At 60.1% G+C, this 16,441-nt stretch carries 20 protein-coding genes; 10 read left to right on the top strand and 10 right to left on the bottom strand.

Going from position 1 to position 16,441, the window contains the following annotated elements; translation table 11 throughout:
- Window positions 1-152: 152 nt before the first annotated feature.
- A complete protein-coding gene (locus J3P84_RS09150; RefSeq protein WP_025212663.1) occupies window positions 153-701 on the top strand; it encodes an RNA polymerase factor sigma-70 in 549 nt (182 codons plus the stop codon).
- Window positions 702-803: 102 nt separating this feature from the next.
- On the opposite strand, the gene J3P84_RS09145 is transcribed toward J3P84_RS09150, so the two are convergent.
- Window positions 804-1,817, bottom strand: coding sequence for a GNAT family N-acetyltransferase (locus J3P84_RS09145; protein WP_434629510.1), 1,014 nt, complete (start codon window positions 1,815-1,817; stop codon window positions 804-806).
- A 68-nt stretch (window positions 1,818-1,885) separates the two neighbouring features.
- A complete protein-coding gene (locus tag J3P84_RS09140; RefSeq protein WP_434629508.1) occupies window positions 1,886-2,662 on the bottom strand; it encodes a substrate-binding periplasmic protein in 777 nt (258 codons plus the stop codon).
- A 321-nt stretch (window positions 2,663-2,983) separates the two neighbouring features.
- On the opposite strand from J3P84_RS09140, the gene J3P84_RS09135 reads away from it, so the two are divergent.
- Both J3P84_RS09135 and J3P84_RS09130 read left to right on the top strand, forming a co-directional pair.
- A complete protein-coding gene (locus tag J3P84_RS09135; protein ID WP_305499825.1) occupies window positions 2,984-3,526 on the top strand; it encodes an exonuclease domain-containing protein in 543 nt (180 codons plus the stop codon).
- 87 nt (window positions 3,527-3,613) lie between these two features.
- On the top strand, window positions 3,614-3,898 hold the full coding sequence (locus tag J3P84_RS09130; RefSeq protein WP_003183665.1) for a pyrimidine/purine nucleoside phosphorylase: 285 nt from the start codon (window positions 3,614-3,616) through the stop codon (window positions 3,896-3,898).
- A gap of 98 nt (window positions 3,899-3,996) precedes the next feature.
- On the opposite strand, the gene J3P84_RS09125 is transcribed toward J3P84_RS09130, so the two are convergent.
- Both J3P84_RS09125 and J3P84_RS09120 read right to left on the bottom strand, forming a co-directional pair.
- Window positions 3,997-4,806 (bottom strand): MOSC domain-containing protein, encoded by an 810-nt coding sequence (locus J3P84_RS09125; protein ID WP_434629504.1) that lies wholly within the window; start codon window positions 4,804-4,806, stop codon window positions 3,997-3,999.
- 72 nt (window positions 4,807-4,878) lie between these two features.
- Window positions 4,879-5,802 carry a chemotaxis protein CheV gene (locus J3P84_RS09120; RefSeq protein WP_214999118.1) on the bottom strand — a complete coding sequence of 308 codons (924 nt, stop codon included), beginning with the start codon at window positions 5,800-5,802 and terminating at the stop codon, window positions 4,879-4,881.
- A gap of 461 nt (window positions 5,803-6,263) precedes the next feature.
- Between J3P84_RS09120 and J3P84_RS09115 the strand changes: the two genes are divergently transcribed.
- The 3 genes from J3P84_RS09115 to J3P84_RS09105 all read left to right on the top strand — a co-directional run bounded on the left by J3P84_RS09115 (window position 6,264) and on the right by J3P84_RS09105 (window position 8,517).
- The gene (locus J3P84_RS09115; RefSeq protein ID WP_305499818.1) at window positions 6,264-6,734 is read left to right on the top strand and encodes a hypothetical protein; all 471 of its coding nucleotides are present in this window, start codon (window positions 6,264-6,266) and stop codon (window positions 6,732-6,734) included.
- Between the two features lie 233 nt (window positions 6,735-6,967).
- Entirely contained in the window at window positions 6,968-7,861 is an 894-nt protein-coding gene (locus J3P84_RS09110; RefSeq protein WP_434631238.1) for a sensor histidine kinase, read from the top strand.
- Window positions 7,858-8,517, top strand: a complete 660-nt coding sequence (locus J3P84_RS09105; protein ID WP_305499816.1) for a response regulator — start codon at window positions 7,858-7,860, stop codon at window positions 8,515-8,517. The genes J3P84_RS09110 and J3P84_RS09105 overlap by 4 nt, the downstream gene beginning before the upstream one ends.
- Here J3P84_RS09105 and yegS read toward each other — a convergent pair.
- Window positions 8,501-9,418 (bottom strand): lipid kinase YegS, encoded by a 918-nt coding sequence (gene yegS / locus J3P84_RS09100; RefSeq protein WP_434629499.1) that lies wholly within the window; start codon window positions 9,416-9,418, stop codon window positions 8,501-8,503. The genes J3P84_RS09105 and yegS overlap by 17 nt on opposite strands.
- 337 nt (window positions 9,419-9,755) lie before the next feature.
- Between yegS and J3P84_RS09095 the strand changes: the two genes are divergently transcribed.
- Complete coding sequence (locus J3P84_RS09095) at window positions 9,756-10,064, top strand: hypothetical protein (protein ID WP_305499812.1); 309 nt, start codon at window positions 9,756-9,758, stop codon at window positions 10,062-10,064.
- Between the two features lie 51 nt (window positions 10,065-10,115).
- Here J3P84_RS09095 and J3P84_RS09090 read toward each other — a convergent pair whose 3' ends face one another.
- Together J3P84_RS09090 and moaB are read right to left on the bottom strand one after the other, a co-directional pair.
- Complete coding sequence (locus tag J3P84_RS09090; RefSeq protein ID WP_434631235.1) at window positions 10,116-11,303, bottom strand: molybdopterin molybdotransferase MoeA; 1,188 nt, start codon at window positions 11,301-11,303, stop codon at window positions 10,116-10,118.
- A 22-nt stretch (window positions 11,304-11,325) separates the two neighbouring features.
- Entirely contained in the window at window positions 11,326-11,865 is a 540-nt protein-coding gene (moaB, locus tag J3P84_RS09085; protein WP_434572850.1) for a molybdenum cofactor biosynthesis protein B, read from the bottom strand.
- 78 nt (window positions 11,866-11,943) lie between these two features.
- On the opposite strand from moaB, the gene mobA reads away from it, so the two are divergent.
- Both mobA and J3P84_RS09075 read left to right on the top strand, forming a co-directional pair.
- On the top strand, window positions 11,944-12,546 hold the full coding sequence (mobA, locus tag J3P84_RS09080) for a molybdenum cofactor guanylyltransferase MobA (protein ID WP_434629495.1): 603 nt from the start codon (window positions 11,944-11,946) through the stop codon (window positions 12,544-12,546).
- 75 nt (window positions 12,547-12,621) lie between these two features.
- Complete coding sequence (locus J3P84_RS09075) at window positions 12,622-12,843, top strand: YgdI/YgdR family lipoprotein (RefSeq protein WP_025212647.1); 222 nt, start codon at window positions 12,622-12,624, stop codon at window positions 12,841-12,843.
- Window positions 12,844-12,920: 77 nt separating this feature from the next.
- On the opposite strand, the gene J3P84_RS09070 is transcribed toward J3P84_RS09075, so the two are convergent.
- The 3 genes from J3P84_RS09070 to J3P84_RS09060 form a co-directional block, all read right to left on the bottom strand.
- Entirely contained in the window at window positions 12,921-13,811 is an 891-nt protein-coding gene (locus tag J3P84_RS09070) for a pseudouridine synthase (RefSeq protein WP_434631232.1), read from the bottom strand.
- Window positions 13,812-13,882: 71 nt separating this feature from the next.
- A complete protein-coding gene (locus J3P84_RS09065) occupies window positions 13,883-14,203 on the bottom strand; it encodes a transcriptional regulator (RefSeq protein WP_434631229.1) in 321 nt (106 codons plus the stop codon).
- 91 nt (window positions 14,204-14,294) lie between these two features.
- Window positions 14,295-14,534, bottom strand: a complete 240-nt coding sequence (locus tag J3P84_RS09060) for a glutaredoxin family protein (RefSeq protein ID WP_434574141.1) — start codon at window positions 14,532-14,534, stop codon at window positions 14,295-14,297.
- A 189-nt stretch (window positions 14,535-14,723) separates the two neighbouring features.
- On the opposite strand from J3P84_RS09060, the gene J3P84_RS09055 reads away from it, so the two are divergent.
- Entirely contained in the window at window positions 14,724-16,436 is a 1,713-nt protein-coding gene (locus tag J3P84_RS09055; protein WP_434629491.1) for a cation:proton antiporter, read from the top strand.
- Window positions 16,437-16,441: the final 5 nt, after the last annotated feature.

Raw genomic sequence — 16,441 nt, 5'->3', positions numbered from 1 at the left:
CGGGTCGCAGTTTCCAGGCTGGACTTCCGCCCATCAATAATTCTTCTTCTCAATTGACAACGATTATCATTAAGCCTAATTTGGCGCTCGACATGTAGGACGGATCCGATGCACGGGTCGTCCCGCTAACTATTTGCAGTAAGGTGAATTCCATGACGGAACAAGTATCCACAAGCAGGTGCGACTCACCGCTACTCCAGGCCTTCGTCGACAACCGGATGATCCTGGTCAAGATCGCAGCGCGTATCACCGGTTGCCGCTCCCGCGCGGAAGACGTGGTCCAGGATGCGTTTTTCCGGTTGCAATCGGCGCCCCAGATCACCTCGTCCTTCAAGGCTCAACTCAGCTACCTGTTCCAGATCGTGCGCAATCTGGCGATCGACCACTACCGCAAACAGGCGTTGGAACAGAAATATTCGGGGCCGGAAGAAGAAGGGTTGAACGTGGTGATCCAGGGTGCTTCGCCAGAAACGTCGCATATCAACTTTTCCACCCTCGAGCACATTGCCGACGCGCTGACCGAGCTGCCCAGCCGAACCCGTTACGCCTTCGAGATGTACCGCCTGCACGGCGTACCGCAGAAAGACATCGCCAAGGAACTGGGCGTCTCGCCGACACTGGTGAACTTCATGATCCGCGACGCCCTGGTGCATTGCCGCAAGGTGTCAGGGGTGCGTGGGGATACGTTCGCCCGGCGGTGAAATCCGCATTGGGTTGCTGTCCTCATCGCGAGCAAGCTCGCTCCCACAGGGTTCACGACCAACCTGTGGGAGCGAGCTTGCTCGCGATGGGGCCTTGAAGCCCTACACCAACGAACACCGGTCAAAAAACCGCTCGCGCCCCAGGATCATCAGTGCCGCGCGCTTGTGCGGGAAATCGAATTCCTTTTCACAGTGAAAACACTGGTTATGCAGATGCCCGATCATCCGGGCATTGTCGGCCCGAGGCTCGGCCACCACGCGCTGGGTACGCGGATCGTCGAGAAACAGGTAATGCACCAGCGCCGATAACCAGCTTGCGACCTTGTGCGGACCTCGATGCTGCTCTTCGCCCACCAGCATGTGGATGCCGCGGTCATAGGCGTGAGCGTCATAAAACGGTGCGATTCGATCCTCCTTGGCCCAATAGGCTTCGAAGTAGGCGAATGGCTGCTCATCGAAACAACCGATCAAGGTCAAGACCCGAGGGTCATGCTCAAGCCTGGTCAAGTACTCGCGGTGCTGTTCCAGGCTGCCCTCCTCCTGCCAGAAGCTCGCCACCCTGGGACTGTTCTGCCAGCGGTTGAATCGCGTCAGGTCTTGCTCGATTTCAAGCGTGCGCAAAGACACCCAGGCCCCTAGCCGCGCGTCGAAACGGCGATACACCTCGCCGCGCGGCTTGATCGGGCGACGTGGATGGCGCTTGCCGTCGGTGACGATCATCTGTTGCGGATAACTGCCGCTGAACGACTCTCCCAACCAAGGCTGCGGCAGTTGCCAGAACAGCGTGCGTTCGCAGATGTATTCGTCGCTGAGTTCCCCGCCCGTCAGCAAACCACTGAGCAGGGCCTCACCGGGACGCTCATTGAGGTGCCAGACCAGGCGCTGACATTCGGGATCCCTGGCAAACAGCCAATAGCAGGCCGCCCAGAGTGCCGGGCCGACCGGCCGGTCGTTGTTTTCCTGCAAATGCACGTGCAACTGGGGACCGCGCTCCAGGCGCAGGCGGATCAGCGGCGCGCCTTCGAGCATCAGGCTCAGGTGGCGTTCGGTTTCATCGGCACCCAGGCTGCGCCCGCCGGGCAAGGGCAATAGGGTCGGCTGATTGAGGTTGGACATGGGAGCTCACGTTTTCGTCGGTGGTCAACGTGTGACGTGAGCCAGGCAGATAAATTTAAGGTCCGGTTTCAATGGGCGTGGGTCGGCACCAGCTCGATCCGGTAGGGCTGGAAGATTTCCAGCAACTGGCCGTCGTCCCGCAACTTCTGCAATATCTGGGCGAACGCTTGGGGGGAAATGGGCGCCTGGGGCCGAATCAGCGCGTAATGGTGGTAAATCTGGTCGATGCGTTCGGATACCAGCAACTGCGAGGCCGCTTGCGGATTGCGCAACACGTAATCGCTGAGGTAGGAACGGGTCACCAAGGCAATGTCCGCGCGGGTGCGTAGTACCATTTGCAGGTTGCTGTCGTGGGAATAGGTCAACGTGGCGTTGTATTGGCCGATGAGGAACTTCGGATCGGCGTTGAATTCTGCAAACGCATAGTGATAACCGCTGAACAAGGCCAGGCGCTTGCCCCTGAGATCGGCGAAATAGCTCTGCTGGCGATCCGGCTGGCGTTGGGCGACGAATATCTCCGCATCCTCCAGGCCCATGTCTACCGGAGTATGGGGCACATCCTGCCAACCCCAGTCGGGGTTTTCAAAAATCGCCATGTCGACCCGGCCCTGCTTGAAATCGTTGAACCGGCGCGGAATCGAAGTGGGTACCAGCACGAATTCATAATCGGCCTGTGACCGGTTCAAGGCTTCCACCAATTGCGGTAACAGACCGGTGTCGGCGCCGTTTTCGGGACGAACGGTATAGGGCGGGAAATGCGCCGCGCCGATCCGGACCACTTGTGCAGCTTCAGCTGACACGGTCAAGAACATGGCCAGGACGGCCAGCAAGGTACGTGAGGTCATCCCCATCGGCGAACACGTCAAGATAACCACTCCCCAAAGTCCCCATCACTCTTCACGCTAGGCGGTTTCAGCCGCTTAGCCAGCCGCACGATCAATTTAAAACAGCGGCTCGATCATTGTTCTTCTTTCATCCGGTCGCGCGGGGCAATTTAAGCTGGCCAAGACAACCAAGCAAGCGCTCGGACAGCGAACAGCCATCTTCCATGCAGGACAACCTCCATCAGGCCGGTCTGGTCGCTCGGGCGTCATCAGGGACTAGGCGGATGCTTCGGGTTTGACTACGCTCAAACCCATCTGCACGCCGATACCGGGAACCTTGCAATGCCTTACTGGCTGGTGATTGATCTGGAAGCCACCACCGACGAAGGTGGCTGGCCGGTTACCGAAATGGAAATCATCGAAATCGGCGCCACCCTGGTGAATCGGGATGGGCGCGAGGTGGATCATTTCCAGCGCTTTGTACGGCCGCTGAGGCGCCCGTTGCTGACCTCTTTCTGTCGCACGCTGACGCATATCAGCCAGGCCAATATTGACGGCGCCGCACCGCTGACCGAGGTCTGGCCGGCATTCGAACACTGGCTGGCGCCTTATCGAGCGAACCTCGAAGGCTGGGTCAGTTGGGGCGACTACGACCGCAAGCAATTGCTTCAGGAATGGCAAGGCCAGCACTTGCACAGCGCGCTCGGCCAGGTACCGCACATGAATCTCAAGCAGCGCTTTGCCAAGGCCCGTCGGCTGGAGCGACCGCTGGGGCTCAATGCGGCGTTGCAACTGGCCGGCCTGCAGTTCTGCGGCCAACAACACCGTGCATTGGAGGACGCCCGCAATACGGCGCGATTGTTGCCGCTGGTGCTGACCGGCTGAGCGCCCTGCCAGGCGCGACAGATGACGACTGTTGTGGCCTTGTGCATACTGGCCGGCCTTTTTCAGCCCTTTCTCGAGGAATCGCCCATGTTCAAAGTCAACGAGTACTTCGACGGCACCGTCAAGTCGATCGCCTTCGGCACCGCCGAAGGTCCAGCGACCATCGGCGTCATGGCACCGGGCGAATATGAGTTCGGCACCGCGCAGCGGGAAATCATGCATGTTGTTTCCGGCGCCCTGACCGTGAAACTGCCCGACAGCACCGATTGGGAAACCTTCGCCGCCGGTAGCCAGTTCAACGTCCCGGCCAACAGCAAGTTTCAGCTCAAGGTAGCCGTCGACACGGCTTACCTCTGCGAATATCGCGGCTGAGCCGTGGCGAGGGAGCTTGCTCCCTCGCCACAAAAAGCGCCTGCATAAATAAAAATGCCCGTGTCCAGCGACACGGGCATTTTTTATTCAGGGATCTTCTATTCCAGCACCTCGACCGGCATGCCGACCTCAAGTCGGCCATTGCCATCGTTGACCAGATTCTGGCCGAACATCGCACCATCCGGGGTAGAACGGTACTGTTGCAACGTGGCGAAAGGCTCGCGCTGCGGATCGCGTTCGCCGGTTTGCGGATCGACCGTGGTCATGATGCAGCGTGAACACGGCTTGACCACCCGGAACTCCACCTCGCCGATACGAATACGCTTCCAGCCGTCTTCGGCGAACGCCTCGCTGCCCTCGACCACCAGGTTGGGACGAAAGCGCAGCATTTCCAGCGAGCGGCCAACTCTGCCCGATAAATCCTCCAACGAGGCCTGGCCGATCAACAACAAGGGAAAACCGTCGGCGAAGGCCACCTTGTCGTCATCCTTGCCGTAGCCGGCTGCCGTGGTACGAGCCAACTCCACCGGCACATGGACCAGCCGGGTGCGATTGCCGATGAACTCACTGACCCAGGCAGCCGCCGCGTCACCGGCATCCGGCACACGCAGCGTATCGCGCCAGATGATCACGCCACGCCGTTGTTCTTCGAGAGAAGGCGGCAGCGGCACCTCGATGGCGCCGTAGCCCGGCGCGCTGAGTGTCAGTCCGCCCGCCGCGTTCCACAACGCCGAAAGCTGGCTCAGCTTTGCCACGGCCCGCTGGGTCAGGAAGCGCCCGCTGGCCTCATCCACCAGCATCCAGCGTCGATCACCGTCGAGCCCGAGCTTGTCCAGGCCGATGCCCTGCAGCGGCTGCCCCTTGCCGGACTTCAACGGATACCGATACAGCGCGCTCAGCCGCAACATGATCAACTTTCCCTGATGACGAAAAAGCGCAACCTTATACGAGCGAGCCGGTGAAGCAAACCTCGATCAGCCTCAGCCGAGCATCAACCGCTGGCGCACCACGTCGACCAGCTTGTCCGGCTGGAATTTGGAAAGGAAGTTGTCACAGCCAACCTTCTTGACCATCGAATCGTTGAAGCTGCCGGACAGCGAGGTGTGCAGCACCACGTAGAGCCCACGCAGGCGTGGATCGTTGCGGATTTCCGTGGTCAGGCGGTAGCCGTCCATCTCGGGCATTTCCGCGTCGGTGAAAATCATCAGCAACTTGTCGGTCATCACTTCGCCGGTGTCGGCCCAGGCCTTGAGCATGTTCAGTGCCTTCAAGCCGTCGCTGGCGATGTGCATCTTCACGCCCAACTGGCCCAGGGTGTCACGCAACTGCGAGAGCGCGACATTGGAATCGTCCACCAGCAGGACTTCTCGACCGCGGGCTCGTTCCAGCACCGGATCCTCGAGCTTGTCCCGTGAGACCTTGGCGTTGTAGGGGACGATTTCGGCGAGGACTTTCTCCACGTCGATGATTTCCACCAACTGGTCGTCGACCTTGCTGATAGCCGTCAGGTAATGCTCGCGACCGGCACTGGTCGGAGGCGGCAGGATGGCTTCCCAGTTCATGTTGACGATGCGGTCCACGCCCCCTACCAGGAACGCCTGTACCGAACGGTTGTACTCGGTGACGATGATGGTGCTGTTAGGTCCCGGCACGAGCGGACGCATGCCGATGGCCTGGGAAAGATCGATCACCGGAAGGGTCTGGCCACGCAGATTGACCACACCACAGACGAACGGGTGGCGCTGGGGCATCAAGGTCAGCTTCGGCAGTTGCAGCACTTCCTGGACCTTGAATACGTTGATGGCGAACAATTGGCGCCCCGCCAGGCGAAACATGAGAATTTCCAGGCGATTCTCACCCACCAATTGGGTTCGTTGATCTACTGTGTCGAGAATGCCGGCCATCGATGACTCCTGGGCTTGTTCGGATGAATCTGTAAAGACGCTATCGGCGGTATGCGCCGGATCTTGACCCCGACATTAAATACCGCCGCGGGCATTGATGTCACATAGACATCATGCTTTACTGGCCTTCCGTTTTACATCCGTTTTTTCCGCTGCGCGACTTCCGTTGATGCAGTAAGTTCCCCTGCCTAAGGGATTCCCCTAGGCACAATCAGGTCTAACCTGATATTCCCGATATCCAATAGCCATTAATGTGACGCCATTCTCATTGCTGAACGGAGTCAGGCTTTTGTGCGCGACTGCAGAACAACGGATTTCCAGTCTCCCAACCGATTTCAGTGCAATCGTTTGCGAGGCCGAGTTTGCGATCCGCAAGGCACCTTCGTTCGTACCGGCCATGAGATCAAGCCGTTCGCCACACGCGATCTACTTTCGCCTGACATGATGTTGTGGAGATAAGCATGCCGAACGATCGCAACAATTGGAGCCAGCGCCTTCCCGAGTTCCTGATTGAAGCCGAGACACTCTTGGCCAAGTCGGAGGAATGCCTGAGCCATCTGGAGCTGATCAACAACGACAAGGACGCCATCGACTGCATGCTCAGCACGTTGCTGAAGCTGGCAAACAAGGCCGACGCTCTCGCATTGGAGGCCGTTTCGGAGTTTTCGCTGCATATCCATGGCTTGCTCAGTCATGCGCAACACCACATGGAGCTGCACGACCAGGCACTGGTCGCGCTGAAAGATTGCTTTACCCTGATGGCCTGGCAATTGGAGCTCGTCGACCACACCACCGGCAAACTGAGTCTGGACAACACTGAACAGACTTCCCTGATCGAAGCATTTGCCTTCCAGGTTGGCCAGAGTCCCTGCGAGGCGTTGCCGACGCCGCGCCCGATGGCGTTGGTTCCTTACGCACAAAAACAAGCGTGAGCTGGTAGCAGCCGACCAACATCATGTGCCTGGCCCGTCGTGCCTTGCCGCCGCCAAGCCGGGCGCGACCAACGAAATCCGAAGTGGTACTATGTCTCGCGTCAGTCGCCTCGGACAGCGGCGCAAGAAGCCGCCAACCGAAGCCGTCCCCGACCTGAAACATTTACCCGACCCGGCCCGTCAGATGCGCTGACTGGCCTGCCCGCAGCGAACATTCATTGGCTCCATCCGTTATGCACGCCAGCTTCAAGTCAATCATCACCTGGCCACCGTCCCGAGAAAACGCCCGCCGGTTCACATTGCTGCTGTGTATCTGCTCGACCCTCGGTTGCCTGCTGGCCTACTTGTTGGCCCATCCGCTGCCGCTGGGCTTGCTGATGCTCAATGGCGCGGCGCTGGCCTGTGTCTGGATCCACTATCGACTCTCGCGCAAGTCCATCAAGTTCCAGCCGCAGGAACTGGCTGACCGACTGCTGGAGGTCCAGGAAAACGAGCGTCACCGGCTCAGCCGCGAACTGCACGATGACATTGGCCAACTGCTGACCGCGGCAAAACTGCAAAGTGAATGGCTCAAGCGCCGCCTGCCGGAAGACTTGCAGGGCCAATGCAGCGTACTGAGCGACACGCTGGACGAAACCCTGAACAAAGTGCGTGATGTCTCGGCGATCCTCAATCCCAGGCAGCTGACCAGCCTTGGGCTCGAAGCCAGTCTCCGCGCTCATCTACTCAAGACATTGGCCAATACGCCGGTGAAATGGAGCCTCGATTGCCAGCAGCGCATGACCGGCATCCCGGATGAAATGACCGTCGCCGCCTTTCGGATCACCCAGGAAGCCGTCACCAACATGTTGCGCCACGCCCAGGCGAGCAATCTGCTGGTGCGCCTGCAACGCCGTCCTGAAGGGCTGACGTTGCTGATCAGCGATGACGGCCGAGGATTCGTCCCGGCCAGCCACCCCGGCCGCGAAGGACAGCGCGGCATGGCCGGCATGTCGGAGCGAGTCGAACAGTTGGGCGGCACCCTCAAGGTCACCAGCGAGGCCGGCAAAGGCACGCATATCGAAGCTCGTATTCCCTGGGCACCGCGTGCCCTTGAGCGGGCCAGCAAGAATAAGGTTCTCCATTGACTTGTAATTTGCTTCTGGTAGATGACCACTCGCTGATCCGGGCCGGTGTACGCGCCCTGGTCCTGGATCTCCCTGGCTACGCCGTCGTCGGCGAAGCCAGTGACGGCGCGCAATTGCCGGAACTGGTGGAACGCCTCAACCCCGACATCGTCCTGCTGGATATTTCCATGAAGGATACCGGCGGCCTGGAAGCCTTGCAGCAACTCAGGAAGGTACGCCCCCAGAGCAAGGTGCTGATCCTGTCCATGCACACTGACCCCGCGCTGATCATGCAGGCGCTGGAATCAGGAGCCCATGGCTACCTGCTCAAGGACACCACGGCCACCGAGCTGGCGCACGCCCTGGACGCGTTGCGCAACAACGAACGCTACCTGAGCCCGGCCATTGCCCATACCGTGATCAACCAGGCGCTGACCCGCGTTCAGAAACATCAGCCCGATCCAGCCCAGAACCACAACCTGACGGCGCGCCAGCTGGAGATCCTGCGGCTGATCGTTCGTGGCAAGTCCACCCGGGAAATCGCCAACGGCTTGAGCCTGAGCATCAAGACCGTGGAAACGCACCGGGCCCAGATCATGAAGCGCCTGCAGATCCATGACGTGGCCGGACTGGTACTGTTTGCGGTCCGCGAACAGATCATCAGCCTGGATGACTGAGCAGCGCCGCACCCTCCAGCAATGGCGAATCCGACGGCAGGTGCACCCGTAGCGCTTTCGGGCGCACGGTGAAACGTAGATCGTCGACCTGCAACGGCTCGCCATCCAGATTGATGTCCAGGCCCTGCGCCACCTTGATTTCCACCCAGGGCAAACGCGCTCGTACGAACATGTTGTCTATGCCCAGGCCACCGGCCAGCAGGTCCTTGAGCGTACTGACAACCTCTTGAGGCGCCGGGAGGATGCTGATATCGAGCAAACCGTCGTCGGCGAACGCCTGCGGACAGAGCAAATGCCCCCCACCCGCCTGCCGACCATTGCCGATGCCCAGCGCCAGCAAGTCGCCGCGCCAGTGAAAATCGGGGCCCTGCAGTTCGCCATAGGCTGCGCTCAACTCGCTGAAACGCGACAGGCCGGTAAACAGATAAGCGGCGCCCCCAAGGACTTTCTTCAAGTCCTCGGAGGTATTGGCGGTCACCTGGCTACCGAAGCCGCCCGTCGCCATGTTCAGAAAAATACAGCCGCCGACCTCGCCCACATCAATCGCCCTGGGCGTGACATCCAGCAGATCCAGGGCCTGGTCCGGCTCCAACGGGACGCCGGCCGCCCGGGCAAAATCGTTAGCAGTGCCCAGGGGGAGCAACACCAGGCTGGCATCGCCAGGCCGCTGGACCATCGCCTCGGCGATATCGCGCAGGGTTCCGTCACCGCCGCCGGCGATCAATCGGGTGTAACCGGCATCCAGTGCTTCGTCGACGCATCGCCGGGCATCCCCAGCTTCCCAGGTCAACCGTACCGCCAGGTCCCAGCCCTGTTTGCGCTTGAGCATCACTGCCGCGCGAACCTCTTCGTTGAGCGCTTGCTTGCCGTGCAGGATCAGTAGCGCCTTGCCTTTGCTCATCGTTGTCTCCGTCATTGGAAGGTTCAGGAAATGGGACCGCTCATTCAGCCGAAAAAGCCCGGCGCTGCTCAATTTATACAAAATAAGACCCAGCACCTCGAAGGAGGCGGCGGACTGCCTCTTCTCGGCAACCCTTCATTCAAGGACTTTTCCTACAAGATCTGGCGAATCAGCTCAATTGACCCTCCAGCCGTATTGGAACACCTTGGCATTCTGTTGCGCTGAATCGAAAAACACCCAATAGACAAGGATGAATAACCCATGGATGGATGCATCAAGGCCCGCAGGGCCAGGACCAATCATTTGAAGGCTCATGGACACCGCGGAGGAACGTCTCATGCCCGGCCATGAATTCAAATTGTCCCCCCGGCAATTTGGCCCGCTCAGGAGCGAGCGGGCCGATAAGCAGAACGAAGGCAAAAGTTGCATTAATCCCGTAGGAGGAATTGATTTGGAACCGCGCGTCGTTGAACTGGAAACTCACCTCAAATACATCCGCAGGGACATGGATGAAATCCGTACCGATGTGAAAGCGGTCCGACACCGGCTCGCCTATCTGGCCGGCGCAGCCGCAGTGGTGGTCGGCCTGCTGGGCTGGGTGGCGAACAGCCGCTTCGATCAGGTGGTGACGTTGCTGTCGCGATAAAGGCCGGCATAAGGCACGGTTACTCACTCGGGGCGGACAACGTTGCCAGGATTAATCCAGCACTTCGCTCAAGGGAATGAAGCTCACTTCATCACCCTGGACCAGTGTTCGCCCTTCGAGGACTTCGACCAACCCCTCGGCCCAGGCGGCGCTGCGCAGGACACCGGAGCTCTGGTTGCGGTAGATGATCGCCTGACCGTCTTCAATGCGACCTCGCAAATACTCTCGGCGAGAGCCCGCCTTCGGCCAGGTGAAGCCTGCAGGTATCTTGAACTTGAGGGGCGCCACTGACTGAACGCCCTGGCGCCGCAGCAGGTAAGGCCGAGCCAACAGTGCAAAGGTCACCAGCGTAGAAGCGGGATTTCCCGGCAGGCCTATTACCGGCAGGCCACGGAAGTGCCCGAACGTCAGCGGCTTTCCAGGCTTGATAGCGAGCTTCCAGAGCGTCAACTCGCCTTCTTCGCGCAATGCAACGCCTAGAAAATCCGCCTCCCCCACCGATACGCCGCCGGTGGAAAGGATCAGGTCGACATCCGACAGCCCGGCCAGACAGCGACGCGTAGCGGGCAAATCATCGGGCAGGATACCTGCGTCGACAACATCGCAACCCAGGCGCTGCAACCAGCTACAGAGCAGGACACGATTGCTGTTATAGATCTGGCCTGGACCCAGGTTCTGACCAGGCTCCACCAGTTCGTCACCGGTCGACAGCACCGCAACGCGTACTTTGCGCACCACTGGCAGCGATGCGCACCCCAGGGATGCCGCTAGACCCAACTCGATCGGACCCAGGCGGGTGCCGGCGTCGAGGACTCGCTCCCCGATGGTTGTTTCCTGTCCTTGAGGTCGAATGTTCTGTCCGCTGACCATGGGCTGGGTGAATCTTACCCGCTGATCATCGTCGACAATGGCGTTTTCCTGCATTTCGACGCAATCGGCACCCGGCGGGACCGGCGCACCCGTGAAGATACGCGCGCAGGTACCCGCGGCGAGAGCGTCTGGAGCCTGCCCGGCGAAAACCCGCTGACTGACGACCAAAGCCTCGCCGCTCCAGTCATTCAGGCGCAAGGCGTAGCCGTCCATCGCACTGTTGGGCCAGGGCGGCAGGTCAAGTGTCGAGACCAGGTCCTCGGCCAATACTCGCCCCTGCGCCTCGGACAGCGGCACGCGCTCATGCTGAGTAATGGGCGTGGCTGCCGCCATCTCGAGCAACCGCTCCAGCGCGACCTCGACGGCCATCAGGGCGCCGGCCTTGCCCGGTTTACCCACGGGATTCACAAGGGGCAGCCTGTTTCAGATGGGCGACGAAATTACACGGCCGATGGCGCGCGTCCAGTTGTTCGGCGAGGATCCCGTCCCATCCGGTACGCACCGCATTGGTCGAACCCGGCAAGCAACAGACCAACGTACCGTTGGCCAGGCCGGCCAGCGCCCGGGACTGAACGGTAGAAGTGCCAATGTCCGCCACGGATATCTGCCGGAACAATTCACCAAAACCATCGACCTGCTTGTCCAACAGGCACGTAACGGCCTCGGGCGTGCTGTCGCGACCGGTGAAACCGGTGCCACCGGTGATCAACACCACTTGCACCACGTCGTCGGCGATCCAGGTGGCGACTTGAGCGCGGATCTTGTACAGATCATCTTTAAGCAGTACCCGGGCCGCAAGGTTATGCCCCGCCTCCGTGAGGCGGTCGACAAAAACCTGTCCCGACGTGTCGGTTTCCAGAGTACGGGTATCACTGACAGTCAGCACCGCGATATTGAGCGGTACGAAAGGTACATCAGCCTTGGCTTTCATAGGCTCGTCCAGTTGTAGGGGAAACAGCCCGGTGTTATATCACAGCGGCCCATTTTTTCGCCTGTGCGGAGACACATCATGACCTCGAACGATCCCTTGCCAGCCTGCTCGATCCTGCTCCTGGCGGGTGGCCGCGGACAACGCATGGGAGGCCAGGACAAAGGCCTGCTGGAATGGCAAGGCGAACCGTTGATTGCCCACCTTCATCGGCGGACCCGGGCCCTGAGCGACGATCTGATCATCTCTTGCAACCGCAACCCGGAGCGCTACGCATTGTATGCCGACCAGCTGGTGCATGACGCCGAAGGGGATTTTCCCGGGCCGCTGGCAGGCATCCGGGCGGGCCTCAAGGTGGCGCGGCATGCGTATGTGCTGGTACTGCCTTGCGATGTCCCGCAAATCGACTCAAGCCTGCTCGACAGCATGCGCGAAACGGCAAGCCGCCATCCCGGCAAGCCGTTGATGGTGCGTCAGGGGGAGCATTGGGAGCCGTTGTTATGCATCATCCCACGGGTCCTGGCAGCAGACTTTGAAAGGGCCTGGGACGAAGGCGAACGCAGTCCCGGCCGCATCATGCGCACGCTACACGCCGTCGCCTTGCAATGCCCGGCCAACGATGCCCGGCTGGCCAATCTCAATACGCCGGAACTGCTGGCCCGGCATACAGGCGTGTCAGATTGACACTAGCCAGGAACTAACATGCGATGTATACGTCTTACGGTCAGTAACTTGAAGAATCCATTTCGGAGAAACACCATGACTCAACGGACCCTCGCCACTTTCATGCTCGCGCTGGGCCTCGCCACTCTCGCCGGGTGTGCATCGCCAACAGTGATTACCCTGAATGACGGTCGCGAAATCCAGGCCGTCGACACGCCAAAATACGACGAAGACAGCGGCTTCTACGAATTCGAGCAACTGGACGGCAAGCAGACTCGCGTGAACAAGGACCAGGTTCGTACCGTTAAAGACCTGTGATCTTCAGCGTTACAGCCAGATAGAAAAAAGCCCGCAAGCATTGCGGGCTTTTTAATGCCTGGCGGAAAGTGCGATGGCTACCAGCGCAGGGCAATATCACTCTTGAAGACCCGCTCCTGACCCGTGATCGGATCGATGAAACCTAATCTCTTGGCCAACAGCTTGAGCGGGTTGGCATAGTCATCCTGGGCATCCCTAATCACATCGGGATAAAACGGATCGTTGCAGATGCCAGCCCCCAAGGCACTCATATGCACCCGCAGCTGGTGCTTTTTCCCGGTAACCGGATACAGGCCGTACCGCCACAGGTCGCCGTTCCTCTCAAGCACTTCCATGGCCGTCTCGGTATTGGGCTCGCCTGGCCCCTCCTGCATCCGGAAAAAAGGCTCGCCGTCGATCATCCGGCTTCTGTGCACACACGGAAAAGCCACTCCGGGCAGTGCGGGGGCAATGGCTTCATAACTTTTTTCGATTCGCCGCGTCGGAAACAACGATTGATAAGCCGAACGCGTCTGCGGATTGGCTGAGAACAAGACCAGCCCGGCCGTGTGCCGATCAATACGGTGCAAGGGCACCAGATGGGGGTTGTCCAGGCGACGGATCAAACGGCGCAGCAATGTCTGCTCCACGTATTCCCCCGCCGGCGTGACAGGCAGGAAATGCGGTTTGTCCGCCACCACCAGATGCTCGTCGATGTAGAGAATCGACTCCACCACAGGGATCGGTTTTTCATCGGGTACTTCGCGAAAATAGTGGATCCGCATACCTTCGCGATAGGGCAGGTCAATACCGATCGCCCGCCCCTCCCCGTCCAACACCCGCCCCCGGACAATCCGATCCAGCCACTGCTCGCGGCTGATCGTGCTGAAATGCTCGCAAAGACATTCCAGCACCGTCTGCCAGGAGCCAGGCGGCAAGTACAGTGTGCTGGCCTGATGGTGCGCGGCGGAAAATGATGAACCGGACATTAAAAACTCTTGAGCGTTTACGGGGCCGGTATTATCCGCCACTCGCACAAGCCGGCACAGTGCTTATTGGCTCATGCGCGAACTGATGTCGGTTTTTCCGCTGCCTCGGTGAACTCCTTCAACCAGCGCAGCACCTCGACTGCCTCCCAACGTCCCGGGTCGTACAATGCATACAACAGCCCCTGGTAACCCACCACGTCCAATTGCTTGTGGTAACCGGCACGCTGGAACAACGCTTCGATCTCGGCAAAACAGGTGTTGAAATGCAGCTTGTTGAAGGGTGTCTTGCCTTCGGTTACCAGACCATCCAGGCGCAACTCCAGGACCGCCTCGCGCACAACGTCCGCGGACATCCTGTTCACGCTGTTTTTCAATTGTTCGACATTGACCAAGGGACGCACTCCGGATTGCTGTATGGGCATACAGTAACCGAAGAATGTCATTTCGCCAATGGCGGTGGATGGACTAAGGCGATGGAAGGTATCAACGTAGAAACGCCGCAACCCGATCAGGGTCATCGAAGGGCCAGTCCAGCTCCGCCCCTGTATCGATCCGACGGAGCACGGGGATGCGCAAGCCATAGGCTTCGGACAAGGCCTCGCTTTCGGCGATATCCACCAGTTCTACCAAGAGGCCATGCTCGACGAAAGGCATCAGCACGCCCTCGGCAACTTCACACAGGTGGCACCCCAGGGTGCCGAACAACTGGCATTCAGGCGGCATGGCAGGTAGACCCGAAAAAATAGACCATCATTCTAGGCTCGCTCCACGTGGCCGTCGAGCGGCGTACCGTGGCTCACCATGTTTCAGTAAAACACTGACGCAAATCATTGAGCCCAAATGTCTTTTCGGCAATGCTCGACGTATTTTCTCTCCTAAGCTGGATGTCAGCGTCTTGAAACGGAGTTCCTCTTGTTCGCCAACCTGCTGATCATCCTAGCCTCGTCCCTGGTAGTCATCGCCCTGTTCAGGCGATTACGCCTGCCACCGGTGCTCGGCTACCTCTGCGTCGGGCTGGCGGTCGGCCCCACAGCCCTGGACTGGGTAAACGACAGCGAGGAATTGCCGGATCTGGCCGAACTCGGCGTGGTCTTCCTGTTGTTCTCGCTGGGGCTGGAATTCTCGTTGTCGAAGATGCTCGAACTGCGCAGGGTGGTGTTCGGCCTCGGCAGTTTGCAGGTGGTGTGTTCGGGGGTGCTGCTGGGGGGCGTGCTGGTGATCTGCGGTGCCCCGGCGCTGGCGGCACTGCTCCTGGGCGCCGGGCTGGCGCTGTCGTCCACGGCCATAGTCAGCAAGGAGCTGACCAGCCTGGGGGAAATTTTCAGTAGTCACGGCCAGAACGCTATCGGTGTGCTGCTGTTCCAGGATGTCGTTGCGGTATTACTGCTGACCCTGGTGCCGGTCTTTGCCGGCAGCAGCGAGTACGCCTGGTACTGGGCGCTGCCCCTGACCCTGGGCAAGACTCTGTTTCTGTTCGGCGGTCTGCTGCTTGCCAGCCGCTGGCTGCTGCCCCGGCTATTCCATGAAGTAGCCGCGTCCCGGTCCGCCGAACTGTTCGTGCTGCTGGCGCTGGTGATCGTACTGCTCACCGCATGGCTGACGCACCTGCTCGGCCTGTCACCGGCCCTGGGGGCATTCCTGGCCGGCATGCTGCTGGGAGAAAGCCATTACCGGCACCAGATCGAGGCCGATATACGTCCATTCCGCGACATCCTGCTGGGGCTGTTTTTCGTCAGCATCGGCATGCTGATCGACCTTCGACTGTTCATCGACGATGGCCTGCAGATACTCGGATTGACCCTCGGCTTGATGATCATCAAGGGCTGCGTGGTCGCCGCACTGGTCAAGTGGCGCGGCAGCGACGGCGAAACCGCGTGGCGCAGCGGCCTGGCCCTGGCTCAAGGTGGCGAGTTCTGTTTTGCCCTGATGGCATTGATGCAGCAGAACCGCCTGATGCCCGCCGACATCGGCGGCCTGCTGTTGGCCGCGACATTCTGCTCGATGCTGCTGACCCCGCTTTTGCTGCGTGCAGCGCCGGCGATTGCCGCGCGCCTGCACCGCAAACCCAACCAGGAAGCACAACTGGACCAGATCAGCGAACTCAATGCAGGCTTGTCGGGTCATGTGGTGATCTGCGGGTATGGTCGGGTGGGCCAATCCATCGGGCGGTTCCTGCGCCGCGAAGGCCTGGCCTTTGTCGCCCTCGACGACGACCCGGTGATCATTCAGGAAGCCACGGTCGACGAGCGTTGCGTACATTACGGGGACTCACGCCGGGCAGACCTGCTGGCCGCCGTCGGACTGAGCCGCGCCCGGCTGCTGGTCATTGCGGTCGACAAGACGGACATCGCGCTGACCGTGCTCAGGGCAGCCCGACGCGTAAACTCGCAGGTACCGATCCTGGTGCGCACTCGGGACGACAGCCAACTGGCCGAACTGCAGGCCGCCGGAGCGACCGAAGTGGTCCCGGAACTGCTTGAATCGAGCCTGATGCTCGCCTCTCACGCGCTGGTCATGCTCGGGCTGCCGGAGCAGCGGGTCCGGCATCATGTGGATCAGGTTCGTCACGAACGCTATGGCCTGCTGCACGGGTTCTATCCCGGCAATCAGGACAAGGAACCGTAGCGCAG

This window comes from Pseudomonas sp. Z1-29 (assembly GCF_051131995.1).
Classification (GTDB): domain Bacteria; phylum Pseudomonadota; class Gammaproteobacteria; order Pseudomonadales; family Pseudomonadaceae; genus Aquipseudomonas.
This window is presented reverse-complemented; position numbering and strand designations above follow the sequence as displayed.

Bases quoted from the DNA above. Each gene is read 5' to 3' on its own strand.
- J3P84_RS09150 (WP_025212663.1), top strand. From the start codon at position 153: ATGACGGAACAAGTATCCACAAGCAGGTGCGACTCACCGCTACTCCAG.
- J3P84_RS09145 (WP_434629510.1), bottom strand. From the start codon at position 1,817: ATGTCCAACCTCAATCAGCCGACCCTATTGCCCTTGCCCGGCGGGCGC.
- J3P84_RS09140 (WP_434629508.1), bottom strand. From the start codon at position 2,662: ATGACCTCACGTACCTTGCTGGCCGTCCTGGCCATGTTCTTGACCGTG.
- J3P84_RS09135 (WP_305499825.1), top strand. From the start codon at position 2,984: ATGCCTTACTGGCTGGTGATTGATCTGGAAGCCACCACCGACGAAGGT.
- J3P84_RS09130 (WP_003183665.1), top strand. From the start codon at position 3,614: ATGTTCAAAGTCAACGAGTACTTCGACGGCACCGTCAAGTCGATCGCC.
- J3P84_RS09125 (WP_434629504.1), bottom strand. From the start codon at position 4,806: ATGTTGCGGCTGAGCGCGCTGTATCGGTATCCGTTGAAGTCCGGCAAG.
- J3P84_RS09120 (WP_214999118.1), bottom strand. From the start codon at position 5,802: ATGGCCGGCATTCTCGACACAGTAGATCAACGAACCCAATTGGTGGGT.
- J3P84_RS09115 (WP_305499818.1), top strand. From the start codon at position 6,264: ATGCCGAACGATCGCAACAATTGGAGCCAGCGCCTTCCCGAGTTCCTG.
- J3P84_RS09110 (WP_434631238.1), top strand. From the start codon at position 6,968: ATGCACGCCAGCTTCAAGTCAATCATCACCTGGCCACCGTCCCGAGAA.
- yegS (WP_434629499.1), bottom strand. From the start codon at position 9,418: ATGAGCAAAGGCAAGGCGCTACTGATCCTGCACGGCAAGCAAGCGCTC.
- J3P84_RS09095 (WP_305499812.1), top strand. From the start codon at position 9,756: ATGCCCGGCCATGAATTCAAATTGTCCCCCCGGCAATTTGGCCCGCTC.
- J3P84_RS09090 (WP_434631235.1), bottom strand. From the start codon at position 11,303: ATGGCCGTCGAGGTCGCGCTGGAGCGGTTGCTCGAGATGGCGGCAGCC.
- moaB (WP_434572850.1), bottom strand. From the start codon at position 11,865: ATGAAAGCCAAGGCTGATGTACCTTTCGTACCGCTCAATATCGCGGTG.
- mobA (WP_434629495.1), top strand. From the start codon at position 11,944: ATGACCTCGAACGATCCCTTGCCAGCCTGCTCGATCCTGCTCCTGGCG.
- J3P84_RS09075 (WP_025212647.1), top strand. From the start codon at position 12,622: ATGACTCAACGGACCCTCGCCACTTTCATGCTCGCGCTGGGCCTCGCC.
- J3P84_RS09070 (WP_434631232.1), bottom strand. From the start codon at position 13,811: ATGTCCGGTTCATCATTTTCCGCCGCGCACCATCAGGCCAGCACACTG.
- J3P84_RS09060 (WP_434574141.1), bottom strand. From the start codon at position 14,534: ATGCCGCCTGAATGCCAGTTGTTCGGCACCCTGGGGTGCCACCTGTGT.